This is a genomic window from Spirosoma lituiforme, assembly GCF_054776635.1.
On record NZ_BAAHBO010000001.1, the window covers coordinates 1,864,452 to 1,882,175 of the forward strand.

Below are 17,724 nucleotides of genomic sequence, written 5' to 3' on the forward strand. Positions count from 1 at the left end.
AACGACAAACCGTAATTCGTAATACGCTTTTTTCATTTGTTTTCGTTTAAGATGCAAATGGAATAATCGTATGCGATTTGTCTATAATCTTACCCTTCCTGTTCTTTTTCTGAGTTGTCTCCTGTGGTCCAACACCAGTCGGGCCACCCACGTGCGGGCAGGAGAAATTACAACCAAGCGGATTTCTCAGACCTCGTTAACGTACGAGGTTACATTCACAGCTTACTACGATTACACATCTGGCCCCAATGGCGGAAAGCAGGCCGCCGATGCCGCCAACGAGTACACCATGTGCTTTGGCGATGGAACTACGGAAGTAGTGAAACGAAGCAAAGTAACGCTTATAAACGGCAATACGTCCACCATAAACGTTTACAAAACTGTTCACACCTATCCCGGACCCGGTACGTATACCATTGGCATTACGGTTGTCAACAGAAACCAGGGTACGATCAATTTACCTCCACCCAATCAATCGCAAATCATTCCGTTTTTCGTCTCGACGACGATCTACATCAATGCGGCCCTGCGGACTAACTCCACCCCCGTGATGCTCAACCCGCCCCTGGACTCGGGGCGCGTGGGCCAGAAGTTCTGCCATAACCCGGCCGCCTTCGATGCCGACGGCGATAGCCTTGCGTACCGGCTGAGCGTACCCAGAACGGCTCCCGATGGTAACAGTTGTGTAGGGCGAGCCATTGCGGCCTATCAGGATCCCACCCGCTTCAGCACCGTCCGCGAGGACGGCGGAGCACCCCCCACTTTCTCGATCAACGCCAGCACCGGCGAGTTGTGCTGGGATGCCCCCGGCGAAGTGGGCCAATTTAATTTTGCGTTCATTGTCGAAGAATGGCGCAACGGGGTGCTCATCGGCGAGATCACCCGCGACATGCAGATCATCGTCGTCGACAGCCCCAACAAACGACCCCTCATCCAGCCCATCCCCGACCTCTGCGTCCAGGCCGGCACCCTCATCAACCAGACCGTCTCCGCCACCGACCCCGACGGACAACGCGTCATCATCTCCGGATTCGGCGGGGTCTTCAACGTAGGTCAGGATGGATCGGCGCTTGCGGCCGGAGAACTCATCCAGCCCGCCTATGCCCGACTCATCAACGGAGGAGTGGTGCAGAATCAGCCCGCCACGGCCACCTTCACCTGGCAGACCAACTGCAACCAGCTCCGCGAAACGCCCTACGACGTCACCTTCAAGGTCAGCGACGTGCCCAACCGGCCCACCCCCTCGCTGACCTCCTTCCAGACCTTCCGCATCCAGCTCGTCGGGCCGCCCATCCAGAACCTCACCGCCCGACCCACCGCTACCGCTAACGGACGGGCCATCCAGCTATCCTGGACCCCCTACTCCTGCGGACTGCCCGGCACCCTGCTGGCCGTCTACCGAAAAGAAGGCTGTGAACCCTACACGCCAGGTCTCTGCGAGACAGGCGTACCGGCGGGCTACACCCTCATCGCTCGGGTGCCCAGCTCCGCCACCACCTACACCGACACCTCCGCCCTCCGCCGGGGACTCTCCTACGCCTACCGCATGGTCGCCCTCTACCCCGACCCCAACGGCGGAACCAACGGCGGGGCCAGCATCTCCTCCCAGCAGGCCTGCCTCACCCTGCCCCTGCTGGCCCCCGTCATCACCCAGGTCACCGTCGACTCCACCCGCGAGACCACCGGCCAGATCACCCTCCGCTGGTCGCGGCCCATCGGGCTCAACCCCGGCGACCTGGGCGGGCCCTACCAGTACCGCATCCAGCGGGCCACCGGCCTCGACGGCACCACCTACGCCCCCATCGCCACCATCAACACCAGCCTGCTGCCCGGGGCCGCCGACACCGTCTTCGTCGACCGGGGGTCGTCCACCTCGGCCCTCAACACCACCGCCAACGCCTACCGCTACCGCCTGGAGTTCTACTACACCGACCCGGCCACCGGCCAGCTCACCCGGCTCGACGTGACCGACCCGGCCTCCTCGGTGCGCCTGGCGGCCAGCCCCGCCAACCGGCAGATCACCCTCTCTTGGCAGGCCAACACCCCCTGGTCCAACGATGGCCGGGTGCACGATGTCTACCGCAGCCGGTCGGGTCCCAACGGGCCCTTCAACAAGATCCGCGAAGTGAGCGTGCAGGGGGCTCCCTACAGCTTCACCGACGACGGCTCGGACACCTTCCTGGCCGACGGCAACACCAGCCGGGCGCTGTCAGCCGACTCCAGCTACTGCTACCGGGTGATGACAAGGGGCCAGTACACCGACCCCCAGCTGGCCCGCCTGGGCGTGCTGACCAACTACAGCCAGGTGCTCTGCGCCAGTCCCACCGACACCACCCGGCCCTGCCCGCCCACCCTCTCGCTGGACTCGCTGAACTGCGCCAGTCTGAGCAGTGAGAGCCTCTGCGACCAGACCAGCTTCACCAACAAGCTCAGCTGGCGCCCCGGCGCGGGGCCCAGCTGCGATGCCAACATCGCGTCTTACAAGATCTACTACGGGCGCTACCGCCAGGACTCGCTGAGTGCTCTGAGCTCGGTGAGCGTGCCCACCACCCGCTTCGACCACACGGGGCTGAGCACGGTGGCGGGCTGTTACTACGTGACGGCCGTCAGCCAGCGGGGGCTGGAGAGTGCGCCTTCCAACAAGGTCTGCCAGGAGGCCTGTCCTTCGCTGGTGCTGCCCAACGTGTTCACCCCCAACGGGGACGGCAAGAACGACGTGTTCAGTCCGTTGAAGTGTCCGCGGTTTGTCGAGCAGATTGGTTTTGTGGTTTACAACCGGTGGGGGGCCAAGGTCTACGAGGGGGTGGGACCGACGCTGAGCTGGGACGGGCGGGGCAGCGACGGGGCAGCGTTGCCCACGGGTCTGTACTACTACCAGGCCAGCGTGCGGTTTGCGGTGCTGGACCGCAACGCCCCCCCGCTCATCCTCAAAAGCTGGGTCCAGATTATCCGAGAGGATATGACGTTACGTTAAAAAATGCGCTAATAGCTTTGCTAAAAGGAGAAAGAAGTAGCCGTAAACTATTTCTCTTTCTCCTTTTTTCTTTTTACCTTATCTTACAACCTGATATTAATACACTTTTCACCCGGTGAAGCGTTTTAAGAAAAACGCGAAAACTCTATGCGGTTTCTTTACATATCTGGGCTTTTAAGCCTTTTTTTAGGTGCAGTGCTCTATCCCCGTGTCAGTCAGGCAACTCACGTGCGGGCGGGCGAAATAACGACCAAGCGTATTTCTCAAACCTCCCTGACCTATCGGGTTACCTTCACCGCCTATTTTGACGAAGTGAAGGGAAAACCGGCCGCCGATCAGGCCGAAAACTACACCATTTGTTTTGGAGACGGTACAACCGCTGATGTTCGACGTAGCAGCCGCGTCTACATTAACGGACGTACATCTTCCGTAAACACCTACACCGTTACTCATACGTACCCCGGGCCGGGCACGTATAGTATTGGGGTTACTGTACCTAACCGAAACGCCGATACGAAGAACCTGCCGCCAGCCGCCAGCTCTGACCAGATCCGTTTCTTTGTTTCGACGACGATTTACATCAACGCGGCTCTGCTGACCAACTCCACCCCCGTGATGCTCAACCCACCCCTGGACTCGGGACGCGTGGGCCAGAAGTTCTGCCACAACCCGGCCGCCTTCGACGCTGACGGCGATAGCCTCGCCTACCGCTTGAGCGTACCGGCAAGAAGTTCAACGGATAACGGATGTGTTGGCCAACTGATTCCGTTTTATCAAGATCCTACCCGCTTCAGCACCGTCCGCGAGGACGGCGGAGCACCCCCCACTTTCTCGATCAACGCCAGCACCGGCGAGTTGTGCTGGGATGCCCCCGGCGAAGTGGGCCAATTTAATTTTGCGTTCATTGTCGAAGAATGGCGCAACGGGGTGCTCATCGGCGAGATCACCCGCGACATGCAGATCATCGTCGTCGACAGCCCCAACAAACGACCCCTCATCCAGCCCATCCCCGACCTCTGCGTCCAGGCCGGCACCCTCATCAACCAGACCGTCTCCGCCACCGACCCCGACGGACAACGCGTCATCATCTCCGGATTCGGCGGGGTCTTCAACGTAGGTCAGGATGGATCGGCGCTTGCGGCCGGAGAACTCATCCAGCCCGCCTATGCCCGACTCATCAACGGAGGAGTGGTGCAGAATCAGCCCGCCACGGCCACCTTCACCTGGCAGACCAACTGCAACCAGCTCCGCGAAACGCCCTACGACGTCACCTTCAAGGTCAGCGACGTGCCCAACCGGCCCACCCCCTCGCTGACCTCCTTCCAGACCTTCCGCATCCAGCTCGTCGGGCCGCCCATCCAGAACCTCACCGCCCGACCCACCGCTACCGCTAACGGACGGGCCATCCAGCTATCCTGGACCCCCTACTCCTGCGGACTGCCCGGCACCCTGCTGGCCGTCTACCGAAAAGAAGGCTGTGAACCCTACACGCCAGGTCTCTGCGAGACAGGCGTACCGGCGGGCTACACCCTCATCGCTCGGGTGCCCAGCTCCGCCACCACCTACACCGACACCTCCGCCCTCCGCCGGGGACTCTCCTACGCCTACCGCATGGTCGCCCTCTACCCCGACCCCAACGGCGGAACCAACGGCGGGGCCAGCATCTCCTCCCAGCAGGCCTGCCTCACCCTGCCCCTGCTGGCCCCCGTCATCACCCAGGTCACCGTCGACTCCACCCGCGAGACCACCGGCCAGATCACCCTCCGCTGGTCGCGGCCCATCGGGCTCAACCCCGGCGACCTGGGCGGGCCCTACCAGTACCGCATCCAGCGGGCCACCGGCCTCGACGGCACCACCTACGCCCCCATCGCCACCATCAACACCAGCCTGCTGCCCGGGGCCGCCGACACCGTCTTCGTCGACCGGGGGTCGTCCACCTCGGCCCTCAACACCACCGCCAACGCCTACCGCTACCGCCTGGAGTTCTACTACACCGACCCGGCCACCGGCCAGCTCACCCGGCTCGACGTGACCGACCCGGCCTCCTCGGTGCGCCTGGCGGCCAGCCCCGCCAACCGGCAGATCACCCTCTCTTGGCAGGCCAACACCCCCTGGTCCAACGATGGCCGGGTGCACGATGTCTACCGCAGCCGGTCGGGTCCCAACGGGCCCTTCAACAAGATCCGCGAAGTGAGCGTGCAGGGGGCTCCCTACAGCTTCACCGACGACGGCTCGGACACCTTCCTGGCCGACGGCAACACCAGCCGGGCGCTGTCAGCCGACTCCAGCTACTGCTACCGGGTGATGACAAGGGGCCAGTACACCGACCCCCAGCTGGCCCGCCTGGGCGTGCTGACCAACTACAGCCAGGTGCTCTGCGCCAGTCCCACCGACACCACCCGGCCCTGCCCGCCCACCCTCTCGCTGGACTCGCTGAACTGCGCCAGTCTGAGCAGTGAGAGCCTCTGCGACCAGACCAGCTTCACCAACAAGCTCAGCTGGCGCCCCGGCGCGGGGCCCAGCTGCGATGCCAACATCGCGTCTTACAAGATCTACTACGGGCGCTACCGCCAGGACTCGCTGAGTGCTCTGAGCTCGGTGAGCGTGCCCACCACCCGCTTCGACCACACGGGGCTGAGCACGGTGGCGGGCTGTTACTACGTGACGGCCGTCAGCCAGCGGGGGCTGGAGAGTGCGCCTTCCAACAAGGTCTGCCAGGAGGCCTGTCCTTCGCTGGTGCTGCCCAACGTGTTCACCCCCAACGGGGACGGCAAGAACGACGTGTTCAGTCCGTTGAAGTGTCCGCGGTTTGTCGAGCAGATTGGTTTTGTGGTTTACAACCGGTGGGGGGCCAAGGTCTACGAGGGGGTGGGACCGACGCTGAGCTGGGACGGGCGGGGCAGCGACGGGGCAGCGTTGCCCACGGGTCTGTACTACTACCAGGCCAGCGTGCGGTTTGCGGTGCTGGACCGCAACGCCCCCCCGCTCATCCTCAAAAGCTGGGTCCAGATCATTCGGGAAGAAACCAGTTTACGCTAAATAGAAAAAGGCCGGTTGAACCGGCCTTTTTCTATTTCATATTGTGGTAAACCATCTGAACGTCGTCGTCCTCTTCTATTCGCTCAATGAGCTTCTCGACGTCGGCCGCTTCTTCGTCCGTTAGTTCTTTATAGTCGTTCGGGATACGCTCAAATTCGGCCTGTTTAATTTCGTAGCCTTTTTCTTCCAGGAACTTCTGAACGCTGCCGAAGGCCGTAAATTCACCGTAGATGATATACTGATTGGCTTCTTCATCGAATTCTACTTCGTCACCGCCCACGTCAATGAGTTCAAGCTCAAGCTCCTCCTGATCGATGCCCTCGGCGGGAATCCGAAGTACCGACTTCCGGTCGAACATAAAGTCGAGCATTCCCTGCGTCCCCAAACTACCCCCTAGTTTGTTGAGGTAACTCCGGACATTGGCTACCGTACGGTTGTGGTTATCCGTGGCCGTTTCGATAACCAGCGCAATACCGTGAGGGGCATAGGCTTCATAAACGATTTCTTTATAATCTTCCTGCTCCTTAGACGATGCCTTTTTGATGGCACGGTCCACATTTTCCTTCGGCATGTTAGCCGCTTTGGCATTCTGGATGATCGCCCGGAGCCGACCATTGGTGTCAGGATCCGGACCACCGCCTTTAACGGCCATTACTATGTCTTTACCAATACGGGTGAAGGTCTTAGCCATCTGCCCCCACCGTTTCATTTTTCGGGCTTTCCGGTATTCAAATGCGCGTCCCATTCGTTGTTCGTAGTTTGTGCGTTTAGGGGTTGAGAGTTTATGGTCTACTGCTCTATCACTTCTAAATTCAAGGCTGGTACATCGACCTGGCCACGTAGCAGGTCTTCGAAGGTTTCGCGTTGGCGAATCAGGTACGGACGACCTTCGTAGACCAGCACTTCGGCGGGGCGAAACCGGGCGTTGTAGTTCGATGCCATACTGAAGCCATACGCCCCCGCATTCTCAAATGACAGCACATCGCCGGGTTTCACTTCGGGCAACGAGCGATCGGTAGCGAAGGTATCCGTCTCGCAGATATACCCGACTACGTTGTACGTCTTCTCAGGGGAATTTTCTGATACGGACGGATTCGAGATGTTTTTAATGTCATGGTAGGCGTCATACATCATGGGGCGGATGAGGTGGTTCAGCCCGGAATCGACAGCCACAAACGTGCGGGTCGGGTTCTCTTTGACGATGTTGGTTTTCACCAGCAGATGCCCGCTCTCACTGACTAAAAACTTGCCCGGCTCGAACCAGAGCTCAATATCGCGCCCGTATTGCTGGCAGAAATTCTGAAAAGCAGCCGATACTTTACGGCCCAGTTCAGCAACATCCGTTACGTGGTCGCCTTCTTTATACGCTACTTTAAACCCACTACCGAAGTCGATGAACGACAGGTTTGGGTAATCCGAAGCAAGGTCAAACAGCACATCGGCACCCCGAAGGAAGGCATCGGCATTCTTAAAATCGGAACCGGTATGGATGTGCAGTCCCGCCATCGGAATCTGATACTTCTCAATCAGTTCGCGAATGGCATCCCGTTGCAAAATTGAAATACCAAACTTGGAATCGGCGTGGCCCGTCGAGATTTTGATATTACCGCCCTCACTGATGTGCGGATTAATTCGTATACTAATGGCAACCTGACTTCCATACGTCTGGCCCACCCATTCCAGCAGAGAAAGGCTATCTACGTTGAGCTGTAAACCCAGGTCAACGGCTTCGCGAATCTCCTCGAATGATACCCCGCTGGGGGTGAACATGATCTGACCCGGCGCGAATCCAGCCAGCATACCCATACGGGCTTCATTAACCGACACGGAGTCCATTTCGACGCCCTGCTGACGCATCATCTTCAGGATCGATACATTGGTCAGGGCCTTGGCCGCGTACTTTATTTTTAGATTGACTCCGCTGAAAGATGACCGGAGCAAGCCGATTTTTTCGATAATTTTGTCGGCGTCATAGACGTATAAAGGCAAGCCGAATTGGTCGGCTATAGCCAGTACATTGACACCCTGAATCTGGTACGTACGGTTATTTAGTTGCATGACTTCATTGAACGAACCGCAAAATTACGCCATCTTTCCCCCATGTACAAAATTCAGTTACTCTTAGTCCTTCTGTTGACGGGCCAGGTTGCTTTATATGGACAGTCAATACCGAAGCGACCGGTACCCGTTGCCCGAATGGGCAAGAAAAATGTTGCTCAGCCAAAGGTGCTTCAGTCGGGGCCAATGGTTGGGTACTCAGACATGCGCGAAGTAAAACTCTGGGTCCAAACCAATCAGCCAGCCCGTGTTCAGATTCGCTACCATGAAGACAAAAGCCCGGCGGATGGCAAGCCGCCGACGAGTTACGTAACCAACGAAGTCTACACCAACCGGCAAACGGCTTTTACAGCCCACCTGCTCGCCGATCAGGTGGAACCCGGAAAAAAGTACACGTACGAACTGTTGATCGAGGGCCAGAAGGTGAGCCTGCCCTACCCGACTCAGTTCCAAACCCAAAACCTGTGGCAGTGGCGGACCGACCCTCCGACGTTTCACTTCGGCGTCGGAAGCTGCACCTACGTCAACGAAGCTAGATTCGACCGGCCCGGCACACCCTACGGCGGAGGCTATGAGATTTTTACCGCACTGGCAGCCCAGAAGCCCGATTTTATGCTCTGGACGGGCGATAATACCTACACCCGCGAGGCCGACTGGAACACACGCAGCGGGGTGCTTCGCCGGTATACGCACACGCGATCGCTACCCGAAATGCAGCCGCTACTGGCCGCTACCCATAATTACGCTATCTGGGACGATCATGATTACGGACCCGATGATTCTGACCGCTCCTACTGGCTAAAAGAAGTTACCCTTGATGCGTTCAAGCTGTTCTGGGCCAACCCGAATTTTGTGTTTCCCGAAAGTTGCGCGGGCACGTTTACCTGGAATGACTGTCAGTTTTTTATGCTCGATGACCGTACCTTCCGCGCTCCCGACAAAATGCCGGACGGACCTGGCAAGACCTATTTTGCCGACAAACAACTGCAATGGCTGCTGGATGCTCTGACATTTAGCAAGGCAACGTTTAAATTTATTGTGACGGGCGGACAGATCGTTAATCCCACCAAAGCATTCGAAAATTACGCCATTTACGGCACCGAACGCGATCGACTGTTTAAGGCGATTGCCGACGCCAAAATCCCCGGTGTACTGTTCATCACCGGCGACCGGCACCACTCGATCCTGCACAAGCTAGATCGGGCCGGCACTTATCCGCTGTACGACCTGACCATATCGCCCCTTACCTCCAGCCCGGCAAAACCACTGGCCGACGAATTAAAACAGCCGACTTACATAGATGGAACCCTGGTTACGGATCGAAATTTCGGTATTCTGAGCGTCAGCGGCCCGTTGGCCGACCGCATACTCAATATCAAAGTGTACGATCAGAAAGGCACCGAACGCTGGAGCCGTGATCTGCGGGCAAGTGAGTTGAAATAATTTTTTTAGTATGACCATCCAAAAATTTCCTGACCACGCCGAGCTATCGCAGTATACAGCCGAGCATATTGCAGCCATCATCAATCAGAAACCCGACGCGATGCTCTGCCTGGCATCGGGTGATACGCCAATTGAGACCTACCATCGGTTCGTTGAACTGGCGAAGGCCGGACGGGTGGACGTTAGTCAGTGCACGTTCGTCGGGCTCGATGAATGGGTTGGCTTCGGTCCTGATGACTTCGGTAGTTGTTCGTACTATGTCTTCCGGGATTTATTTGCCCCGCTGGCGCTTCGCCCCGATCAGATACATGTATTCGATGCCAAAGCCACTGATCTTGAAGCCGAATGTGCTAAAATAGACTCGCTGATTCAGGCAAAAGGCGGCCTTGATGTACTGCTCGTTGGTATGGGCATGAACGGGCATATTGCCTTGAACGAGCCGGGTACCTCCTTTACGCTGGGTTGCCACCTCTCGGAATTAGCTGACAGCACAAAGACGGTAGGACAGAAGTATTTTGAAAAAGAAACTACACTCACCCAGGGCATTACCCTTGGTTTGCGCCATCTGACCGAAGCGCACGAAGTTATTTTGCTAGTGAGCGGGGCCAAAAAAGCGGGTATTTTGCGCGACGCTATCGAAGGACCTGTTTCGGAGGAAATACCGGCCAGTATTATGCAAACGCATCCGAATGCACTGGTTTGGGTCGACGAAGCCGCCGGAAGTTTGTTGGCGGGCATTTGAGTTTTTGGCGGGTAGTTTGTAGTTTGTACCGATTGACGTCTAAAACGCCGAACCACAACCCGCATTCCTCTTGTCTACTCCGTTTACCGCCCCTTCCCGTCGGACTGAAGTTCTTGCTGGCATTTCTACTTTTCTGGCAACCATGTACATCATTGTTGTCAACCCCGCCATCTTAAGTCAGGCGGGCCTGCCATTTAGTGGGGTGTTAACGGCAACGGTACTGCTCTCGTTTTTTTGCAGCCTGATGATGGGGCTGTATGCCCGCAACCCGATTGTTGTCGCACCGGGTATGGGCATGAACGCTTTCTTTACGTTTACGGCTGTGAAGGGCATGGGCATTCGGCCCGAAGTAGCGCTGGGAGCCGTATTCTGGGCGGGTATATTATTTTTAATCCTGTCCATCTTCAACGTTCGATCCGCTATTGTACGGGCCATTCCCCAACCGCTGCGGTACGCCGTTTCGGCTGGTATTGGGTTATTTGTTACCCTCATCGGCTTCGAAAATGCCCGCTTTATTGTCGCGAACCCGGCTACGTTGGTAAGCATTGCGCCGTTCAACGACCCCATTATCCTGACGTTTGTGTTTGGCCTTCTGCTAACGAGTGTACTGGTCGTGCGCGACGTACCGGGGGGTATTATCATCAGCATTATGCTGACAACGCTGGCTGCCTGGCCCATCGGGCGTTTTTGGGGCGATGCATCAGCCGTTAATTTTGGTCGTACAACACTGGTCAATTTTCAGGGTGTGTGGTCCATGCCGGATTTTTCGTTGATTGGAAAACTGGACCTGATCGGTTCACTCTCCTGGTCGCTCTGGCCCGTTATTTTTGCCTTCGCGTTCACCGATTTATTCGATAGCCTGTCCACCTTTGTGGGCGTTGCCGAAGCGGGCGGCCTGCAAACGGACGATGGCCAGCCGAACAACCTGAACCAGTCTCTCCTAACCGATGCCGTAGCGACGACGCTGGCCGGGTTGCTCGGCACCAGCCCTGGAACCGCCTACATTGAGTCGGCGGTGGGTATTGCGCAGGGCGGGCGTACCGGACTGACGGCCATTGTGGCGGGCTGCTGTTTTCTACCGTTTCTCTTCCTGTCGCCGTTGCTGTCCGTCATTCCGTCCATTGCTACCGCTCCGGCGCTCGTGCTGGTCGGCGCGTTCATGATGAAGCCCATTACCCGTATTGAGTGGGGGCAACTAGATGACGCGCTTCCTGCTTTTCTGGCGCTCGTGCTGATTCCATTCAGTTACTCGATCACGCAGGGCCTGATCTGGGGATTTTTATCCTGGACCGTCATTAAAGTAGCGATTGGAAAAAGCCGCGAAGTCTCCTTGGGCCTGTGGATTATCGACGTTTTTTGCCTGTTGGCCCTAACGAGCGGCCATTGACTTTCGGGACTTTCTCATAATGTCGGCCGGGTCGCCGGTGCGACGAAATCAGCACCACTACCATCTCCATTAGCACGAACGCCCATTAATTTACCAGACAACCCGATGAAAAAAGTAACATTAATTTTCCTCCTTATCGCCAATATCTCCTTTGCTCAACGCTACAGACCGCGCCCTGTAACGGGTCTTCTGGGAGCGTTCGGGGCGGAGGTAGCCCTGGTTAACCAGTCGCTGAAAAACCCAAAAACGGTTATTGTAGACGGTATCGCTTTTACGACCGGACGAATTGGTAACCAACGGGTTGTGGTTGCTGAGACGGGAATTGGCAAAGTGAATGCCGCCATGACAACGGCCCTGTTACTGGACCACTTTCGGCCTCAGCGCGTTTTGTTCACCGGTATTGCCGGTGGCACGAACCCCGATCTTCAACCCGGCGACATTGTTATTGCCGGCCGAACGGCGCATCACGATTATAGCTCTACGACCGATAAGAATACCCCGACCCGGCAAACCCGTAATGCGCTGACCAAACAGTTCAATCCGGTCTACTTTCCTGCCGACTCCGCGCTGCTAAAACTGGCCGAAACGGTCGCTAAGGGTGTATCGCTGGAGGGTATCCCACTGGCGTCGGGGGGCGTATCGGATCGGCCCGTCAAAGTGATAACCGGAACGGTGGTTACGGGTGACGTCTTTGTCGCATCGCCGGTGAAAGTTAGCAGTTTGCGGGCTGATTTCGGGGCCGACGCTACCGAGATGGAAGGAGCTGCCGTAGCGCAGGTTTGTTACCAGATACAGGTACCGCACCTGATCATCCGCAGCCTGAGCGACCGGGCCGACGCCGAAGCACACATCGCCTACGACAAGTTCTACCCCACGGCGGCCCGAAACTCCGCCAAACTCGTTATTGCCTTGGTGCAGGCGCTAGGTAAGTAACAACCATCGGTGTTAAAACCGGCCTTCGCCAGGAAGCTTAGCAAACGGATTTACCCGGTCGGGCCAAAACCTTTGCATCAGAAAAGGGGCAGGTTTTGTAACGGCTGTGTTCTTTTTCCTCATATTTGATCGTACCAACTATTTTCTCCTTGCTACTCAACTCAACAACCCCGCTGGTCAACAACCCATTTCAGTCGTTTTGGTGGGCTGGCTACGAATGCAGCGACCAGTTAAATTGCTTCGGAAACCGCGTCGATTTATTACGTTTATCGGGACATTTACAGTTGCTCCGTGACGATTACCAACACCTCCAGACGTTTAACATTCGTACGGTTCGGGAAGGTATTCAATGGAGTCAGGTCGAGAAACAGGCCTACCAGTACGACTGGAGCGTGGTAAGCGCCATGATGGCCGAAGGGCACCGGCAGGGTATTCAGCAGGTCTGGGATTTATGCCATTTCGGCTACCCCGACGACCTGACACCCCTCCACCCGATGTTTGCCCGGCGTTTTGCCGCTCTGTGCCGGGCGTTCGTAACATTCTACCGCGATCAGTATCCAGACGACACACTGATTTTAACACCCATCAACGAGGTTAGCTTTATGTCGTGGCTGGGGGGCGATGCCCGCGGTACGTCTCCCTATTGTACCAAACAGGGCTGGGACGTGAAGATCGGGCTGATGCGTGCCTACATCGAGGGAGTAGCCGCCATGCGCGAGCTTGACCCTACCATTCGTATTCTGACGACCGAGCCGCTGGTACAAATAGTGCCGCCCCTGAATGCGACCAGCGATCAGATTAGCCGGGCAGCGATTGCAGACGGAAATCAGTTTCAGTCGGTCGATATGCTGGCTGGCAAACTAGCTCCTGAATTGGGTGGTTCTCCCGAATACCTCGATCTATTGGGCTTCAACTATTATTACAATAATCAATGGATCGACGGAACGGGTATATTTCTGGGCTGGAACGATGCGATTCCCGATCCACGTTGGGTGCCCCTTCGTGACCTGCTCGCCAAAGCCTATCGACGCTACGGGCGTCCCATTGCCCTCACCGAGACCAGTCATCCGGGTATTGACCGGCCGGTTTGGATGAACATGATTGCCCGTGAGTGTTTAGCCGTTCTGCAGGCCGATATTCCCCTTCTGGGCGTGTGCCTGTACCCGATTGTCGATCGCCCTGATTGGGATCACACGGACTACTGGCATCATTCCGGCTTGTGGGACGCCGACCTCTCAACGAACCCGGTAGGCCGGATATTGGTCGAACCTTACGCCGACGCTTTGCTACAGGCGCAGTCAATCGTTCAGGAAACCAGCCTCTTAATAAGCTAGCCACTTGCCGAACGACCAATCAAACAGGTGGCTTCTATTGGCAACAGGATAAAATCAGGCGGCTGATAAGTTGATCGAATACCACTCAACTTATCAGCCGTTAATACGTGTTCAAAACCATCTTCTGCGTATGAAATATGTTTCTGCCCTTGTTGCATTGCTGCTGGTTCCGTACGGCCTGTTGGGTCAAAAACTTAAACCGGGTTTCGACAAAGCGGAGTACATTGAGTTGCTGAAAGTTTCGGCCCGGTTTGGCGATTCTACCTATGTCAGTGCGTTTCCGGCTCCGCAGCAGTTTAAACCTGTTTACCGGTCACCCATTATGGGGCTCGATAACCGCTGGGATTTGTGGGCTGATAGTCAATCCACAGCGGTCATCAGCATTCGGGGAACAACCGCAAATAGTGTCAGCTGGCTCAGCAATTTTTACGCGGCCATGGTACCGGCCAGAGGGGAAATCCAGATCAGTAGCTCTGAAAAATTCAGCTACCAGCTGGCCGATGACCCCAAAGCGGCTGTTCATGTGGGCTGGTTGGTCAGCACGGCCTTTTTGGTGAATGATATGCTGCCAAAAATCGACTCCTGTTACCGGGCAGGCATTAAAGATATACTGATTATGGGGCATAGTCAGGGGGGCGCGATCGCCTATCTGCTGACGGCCCATCTGAAAAGTTTACAGAAGCAGTCCCGACTTCCCGCCGATATTCAGTTCAAGACCTATTGCAGTGCCGGGCCTAAGCCGGGCAATTTGTACTTCGCCTATGAGTACGAAGCCGCTACGCAAAACGGGTGGGGCTACAACGTTGTTAACTCGGCTGATTGGGTGCCTGAAGTTCCATTCTCTATTCAGACCATCAACGACGTTAACACGACCAATCCATTCAAAGGGGCACCGGCTCTGATCAAGAAACAGAAATTACCCCAGCGTATTGTTCTCAAATACATCTACAATAGCCTGAGTAAACCGGCCCTGAAAGCCCAGAAAAATTACCAGAAATACATGGGCCGACTGGCTTCCAGAACAGTACAGAAAAACCTCAACGGCTACGTTGCCCCCGAATACTACCAAAGCAGCGACTATGTAAGAACTGGAACCACAATTGTCCTGAAAGCGGATAGTACTTACTTTACGAAGTACCCGGACAGTGATGATAAGCTGTTTACCCACCACTTTCACCCACCTTATCTGTACCTGGCCGAAAAGTTACCCTGATAACCAGCGTTAACGAACCGCTTTTTATAAATAAAGTTGCACCATTTTCTGCCAGTCGCTGGCCTGGTGCGCCCGCCCTTCCCAAATATGCATTTCGTGGGTAATTTGTTTAGTCTGAAGGGCTGAACTCAGCATAACATTGCTATCCATAAATGGGTCTTCGGCCCCTATGGTCATCACGATTTCCAGACGACGCAGCGAGTCGAGTAAGACCGCATCGTCCAGATTGGGCAGGAAATGGTTGGGGCTGTGAAAGTAAATTTCCTCATCGTAGTAGTCATCGAACAGGCCCCGGAACTCGGCCACCGGCTCCGATAGGTTATAGCGCCCACTGAAAGCGACCACCTTGCCAAACCACTGTGGATGCCGGAAAGCAATGTTCAGGGCGTGGTAAGCACCCAGACTACAGCCGTGTGAGATCATAAACGGCTGCGAATTTTTGAGTCGTGAGAAGGGCAGTACTTCGTTGATGATGTACTGTTCATACTGCCCATGTCTGCGAATACGCTCATAGGGATGAGCCGAACTGTTATAAATGCTCTCCCGATCTATACTATCCACACAGTAAAGTTGCAGCCACCCATTCTCTATTTTCTCCGCCAGCGTATCGACCAGACCCAGCGATTCGTACTCATAAAATCGTCCGCGCCGAGTTGGAAATACCAGTACGCGCGCACCGGCATGTCCCAAAATAAGCAATTCCATGTCTCGGTTTAGATTCGGACTAAACCATTTATGATACTCACGGTGCATGACGAAGGCATTAGGTACCTGTGAAATTGCACTAATTGTGGAAAACCCCGACGATTGTGTGGATAAACAAATCGTTAAAAAATCGTCGCCTGCTGCTGCAACGCCTGTTGCCATGCCCGGTATCCAACCGGATTCAGGTGCAGCCCGTCGTTCTCAAAAAACTCCCGGCGTGGTTTGCCATCAGGCGCCAGCAAAGGCGTTGTCATATCGACGTACCGGCAATCCGGAACATTAGCTAACTCGTTACGAATTAATGCGTTGGTCTCCTGAATCTGTTTGGATAGGCCCCAGCGGGCGGGGCTCACTTTGATCGATAGAAAATACCAGGGGACGCCAGGCAGCAACCGGCTCATTTTTTCGGCAAACGCGCAAAAGAACAAATAAACTTCCTGGGGATGTCGTCCATCGCCGAGGTCGTTATCGCCCGCGTAAAAAACCAGTGACTGGGGGGCTACCGGAAGGATCAATCGCTCAAAAAACCAGGCACAGGCGGCTAATGTTGACCCACCAAAACCAAGGTTGATGGTTTTACTTTCGGGAAAATCCTGTCCCAGCGTTTTCCACAATCGAATGGAGGAACTCCCGTAAAAAACAACTCTATTTTTTGCCTCTGCTACAGCGGCTACTCTATTTTCTACCTCTCGAACGTCGGCTTCGTACCAAACCATAATAAACTATTTAACCGACGGATTGCTGTTTAGCAGCGAGTTGGCTGTCGGAACCACGGCAGCCGAAGCTGCACTCGCCATCCACTTCCGGATAATACCCGATAATGGTCTGAATTCAATTAAAAAACCATCGTGCCCATACAACGAATCAATCTCTTCGTAGGCCGCATTGGGAATATGCCGGGCCAGAAATTGCTGTTCGGATGGGGGAAAAAGCAGATCGGACCGGATACCGACAACCAGTGTCCGGGCCTTCACCTGCCCCAGTGCATTCAAAATACTGCCCCGGTTTCGACCCACGTTGTGCGAATCCATAACCTTCGACAGTACCCAATACGTAAACGCGTTAAACCGGTCGGCCAGCTTTTCGCCCTGATACCGCTGATAACCGGCGGCTTTATACCCATCTAGCTGTTCATTGTTGTCCAGCGCCTGGGTAAACCCATAGGTATCGTAGTTACGGTACGAAATCATTGCCATGGCCCGCGCGGCTTTCATGCCCGCCAGCCCTGCGTCGTCTCGTTGGTCAACCCAGGTTGGATCGGCTTCAATGGCCATCCGCTGGGCTTCGTTAAACGCAATACACCAGGGAGAGGCAATGGCACTGGTTGCAATCAACACCATATTCTCGATTAGGTTCGGTTGCAGAATGGCCCATTCCAGCGCCTGCTCACCCCCTACCGATCCGCCAATACAGGCGTGAATTTTTTCGATCCCTAACTCCTGCCGAAGCAAGTCCAGCGCCACCACCATGTCCCGAACCGTAACGAGGGGGAAATCGTGGTGATAAGCTCTGCCCGTTGCCGGGTTTACGGATAACGGCCCCGTTGATCCGTAGCAGGAACCAAGAATGTTGGCGCAGATAATAAAATGCCGTTCAGGGTCATAGTATTTACCCGGACCTACCATACCACCCCACCAGTCGCCAGCGTCGGCATTACCGGTTAAGGCATGACAAACCCAGACAACATTCGATTGGTCGCTGTTGATGGTACCGCGTGTGGTATAAGCCAGCCGAAATCCCGGCAGGCTTTCTCCCGATTCGAGCGGAAACGAATACTTATAATCGAAGTAGTTAAGATTCAATCAAGTCTATCATTTGTCGGTTATGATTGGCGGTTTGTCGTTGTCTATGCTGGTATCGGATAGCCAGACACAAGCAACAACAAACCACAAATCA

13 protein-coding genes are annotated in these 17,724 nt (G+C 55.7%); 8 read left to right on the plus strand and 5 right to left on the minus strand.

The annotated features are described in order from the left end of the window. The first annotated feature begins 70 nt into the window (after positions 1-70). Both ACYU87_RS07915 and ACYU87_RS07920 read left to right on the plus strand, forming a co-directional pair. On the plus strand, positions 71-2,974 hold the full coding sequence (locus tag ACYU87_RS07915) for a T9SS type B sorting domain-containing protein (protein WP_461133486.1): 2,904 nt from the start codon (positions 71-73) through the stop codon (positions 2,972-2,974). A gap of 147 nt (positions 2,975-3,121) precedes the next feature. Next, positions 3,122-6,013 (plus strand): T9SS type B sorting domain-containing protein, encoded by a 2,892-nt coding sequence (locus ACYU87_RS07920; RefSeq protein ID WP_461133487.1) that lies wholly within the window; start codon positions 3,122-3,124, stop codon positions 6,011-6,013. Positions 6,014-6,044: 31 nt separating this feature from the next. On the opposite strand, the gene ACYU87_RS07925 is transcribed toward ACYU87_RS07920, so the two are convergent. Both ACYU87_RS07925 and lysA read right to left on the minus strand, forming a co-directional pair. Continuing rightward, positions 6,045-6,758, minus strand: a complete 714-nt coding sequence (locus tag ACYU87_RS07925; RefSeq protein WP_461133488.1) for a YebC/PmpR family DNA-binding transcriptional regulator — start codon at positions 6,756-6,758, stop codon at positions 6,045-6,047. Between the two features lie 44 nt (positions 6,759-6,802). After that, complete coding sequence (gene lysA / locus ACYU87_RS07930) at positions 6,803-8,071, minus strand: diaminopimelate decarboxylase (protein ID WP_461133489.1); 1,269 nt, start codon at positions 8,069-8,071, stop codon at positions 6,803-6,805. A 42-nt stretch (positions 8,072-8,113) separates the two neighbouring features. On the opposite strand from lysA, the gene ACYU87_RS07935 reads away from it, so the two are divergent. The 6 genes from ACYU87_RS07935 to ACYU87_RS07960 all read left to right on the plus strand — a co-directional run bounded on the left by ACYU87_RS07935 (position 8,114) and on the right by ACYU87_RS07960 (position 15,123). Beyond that, on the plus strand, positions 8,114-9,514 hold the full coding sequence (locus ACYU87_RS07935; RefSeq protein WP_461133490.1) for an alkaline phosphatase D family protein: 1,401 nt from the start codon (positions 8,114-8,116) through the stop codon (positions 9,512-9,514). Positions 9,515-9,524: 10 nt separating this feature from the next. Then, positions 9,525-10,256 (plus strand): glucosamine-6-phosphate deaminase, encoded by a 732-nt coding sequence (locus ACYU87_RS07940; RefSeq protein ID WP_461133491.1) that lies wholly within the window; start codon positions 9,525-9,527, stop codon positions 10,254-10,256. A gap of 70 nt (positions 10,257-10,326) precedes the next feature. Further along, complete coding sequence (locus tag ACYU87_RS07945) at positions 10,327-11,643, plus strand: NCS2 family permease (RefSeq protein WP_461133492.1); 1,317 nt, start codon at positions 10,327-10,329, stop codon at positions 11,641-11,643. 105 nt (positions 11,644-11,748) lie between these two features. After that, a complete protein-coding gene (locus ACYU87_RS07950; RefSeq protein WP_461133493.1) occupies positions 11,749-12,576 on the plus strand; it encodes a 5'-methylthioadenosine/adenosylhomocysteine nucleosidase in 828 nt (275 codons plus the stop codon). A gap of 125 nt (positions 12,577-12,701) precedes the next feature. Beyond that, positions 12,702-13,910, plus strand: a complete 1,209-nt coding sequence (locus tag ACYU87_RS07955; protein ID WP_461133494.1) for an amine oxidase — start codon at positions 12,702-12,704, stop codon at positions 13,908-13,910. A 130-nt stretch (positions 13,911-14,040) separates the two neighbouring features. Beyond that, positions 14,041-15,123, plus strand: coding sequence for a lipase family protein (locus ACYU87_RS07960; RefSeq protein ID WP_461133495.1), 1,083 nt, complete (start codon positions 14,041-14,043; stop codon positions 15,121-15,123). A gap of 24 nt (positions 15,124-15,147) precedes the next feature. Here ACYU87_RS07960 and ACYU87_RS07965 read toward each other — a convergent pair whose 3' ends face one another. The 3 genes from ACYU87_RS07965 to metX form a co-directional block, all read right to left on the minus strand. Next, positions 15,148-15,876, minus strand: a complete 729-nt coding sequence (locus ACYU87_RS07965; RefSeq protein WP_461133496.1) for an esterase family protein — start codon at positions 15,874-15,876, stop codon at positions 15,148-15,150. A gap of 74 nt (positions 15,877-15,950) precedes the next feature. Next, positions 15,951-16,544, minus strand: a complete 594-nt coding sequence (locus tag ACYU87_RS07970) for a GDSL-type esterase/lipase family protein (RefSeq protein WP_461133497.1) — start codon at positions 16,542-16,544, stop codon at positions 15,951-15,953. A 6-nt stretch (positions 16,545-16,550) separates the two neighbouring features. After that, positions 16,551-17,630: a homoserine O-acetyltransferase MetX gene (gene metX / locus ACYU87_RS07975; RefSeq protein ID WP_461133498.1), complete on the minus strand. Its 1,080-nt coding sequence runs from the start codon at positions 17,628-17,630 to the stop codon at positions 16,551-16,553. Positions 17,631-17,724: the final 94 nt, after the last annotated feature.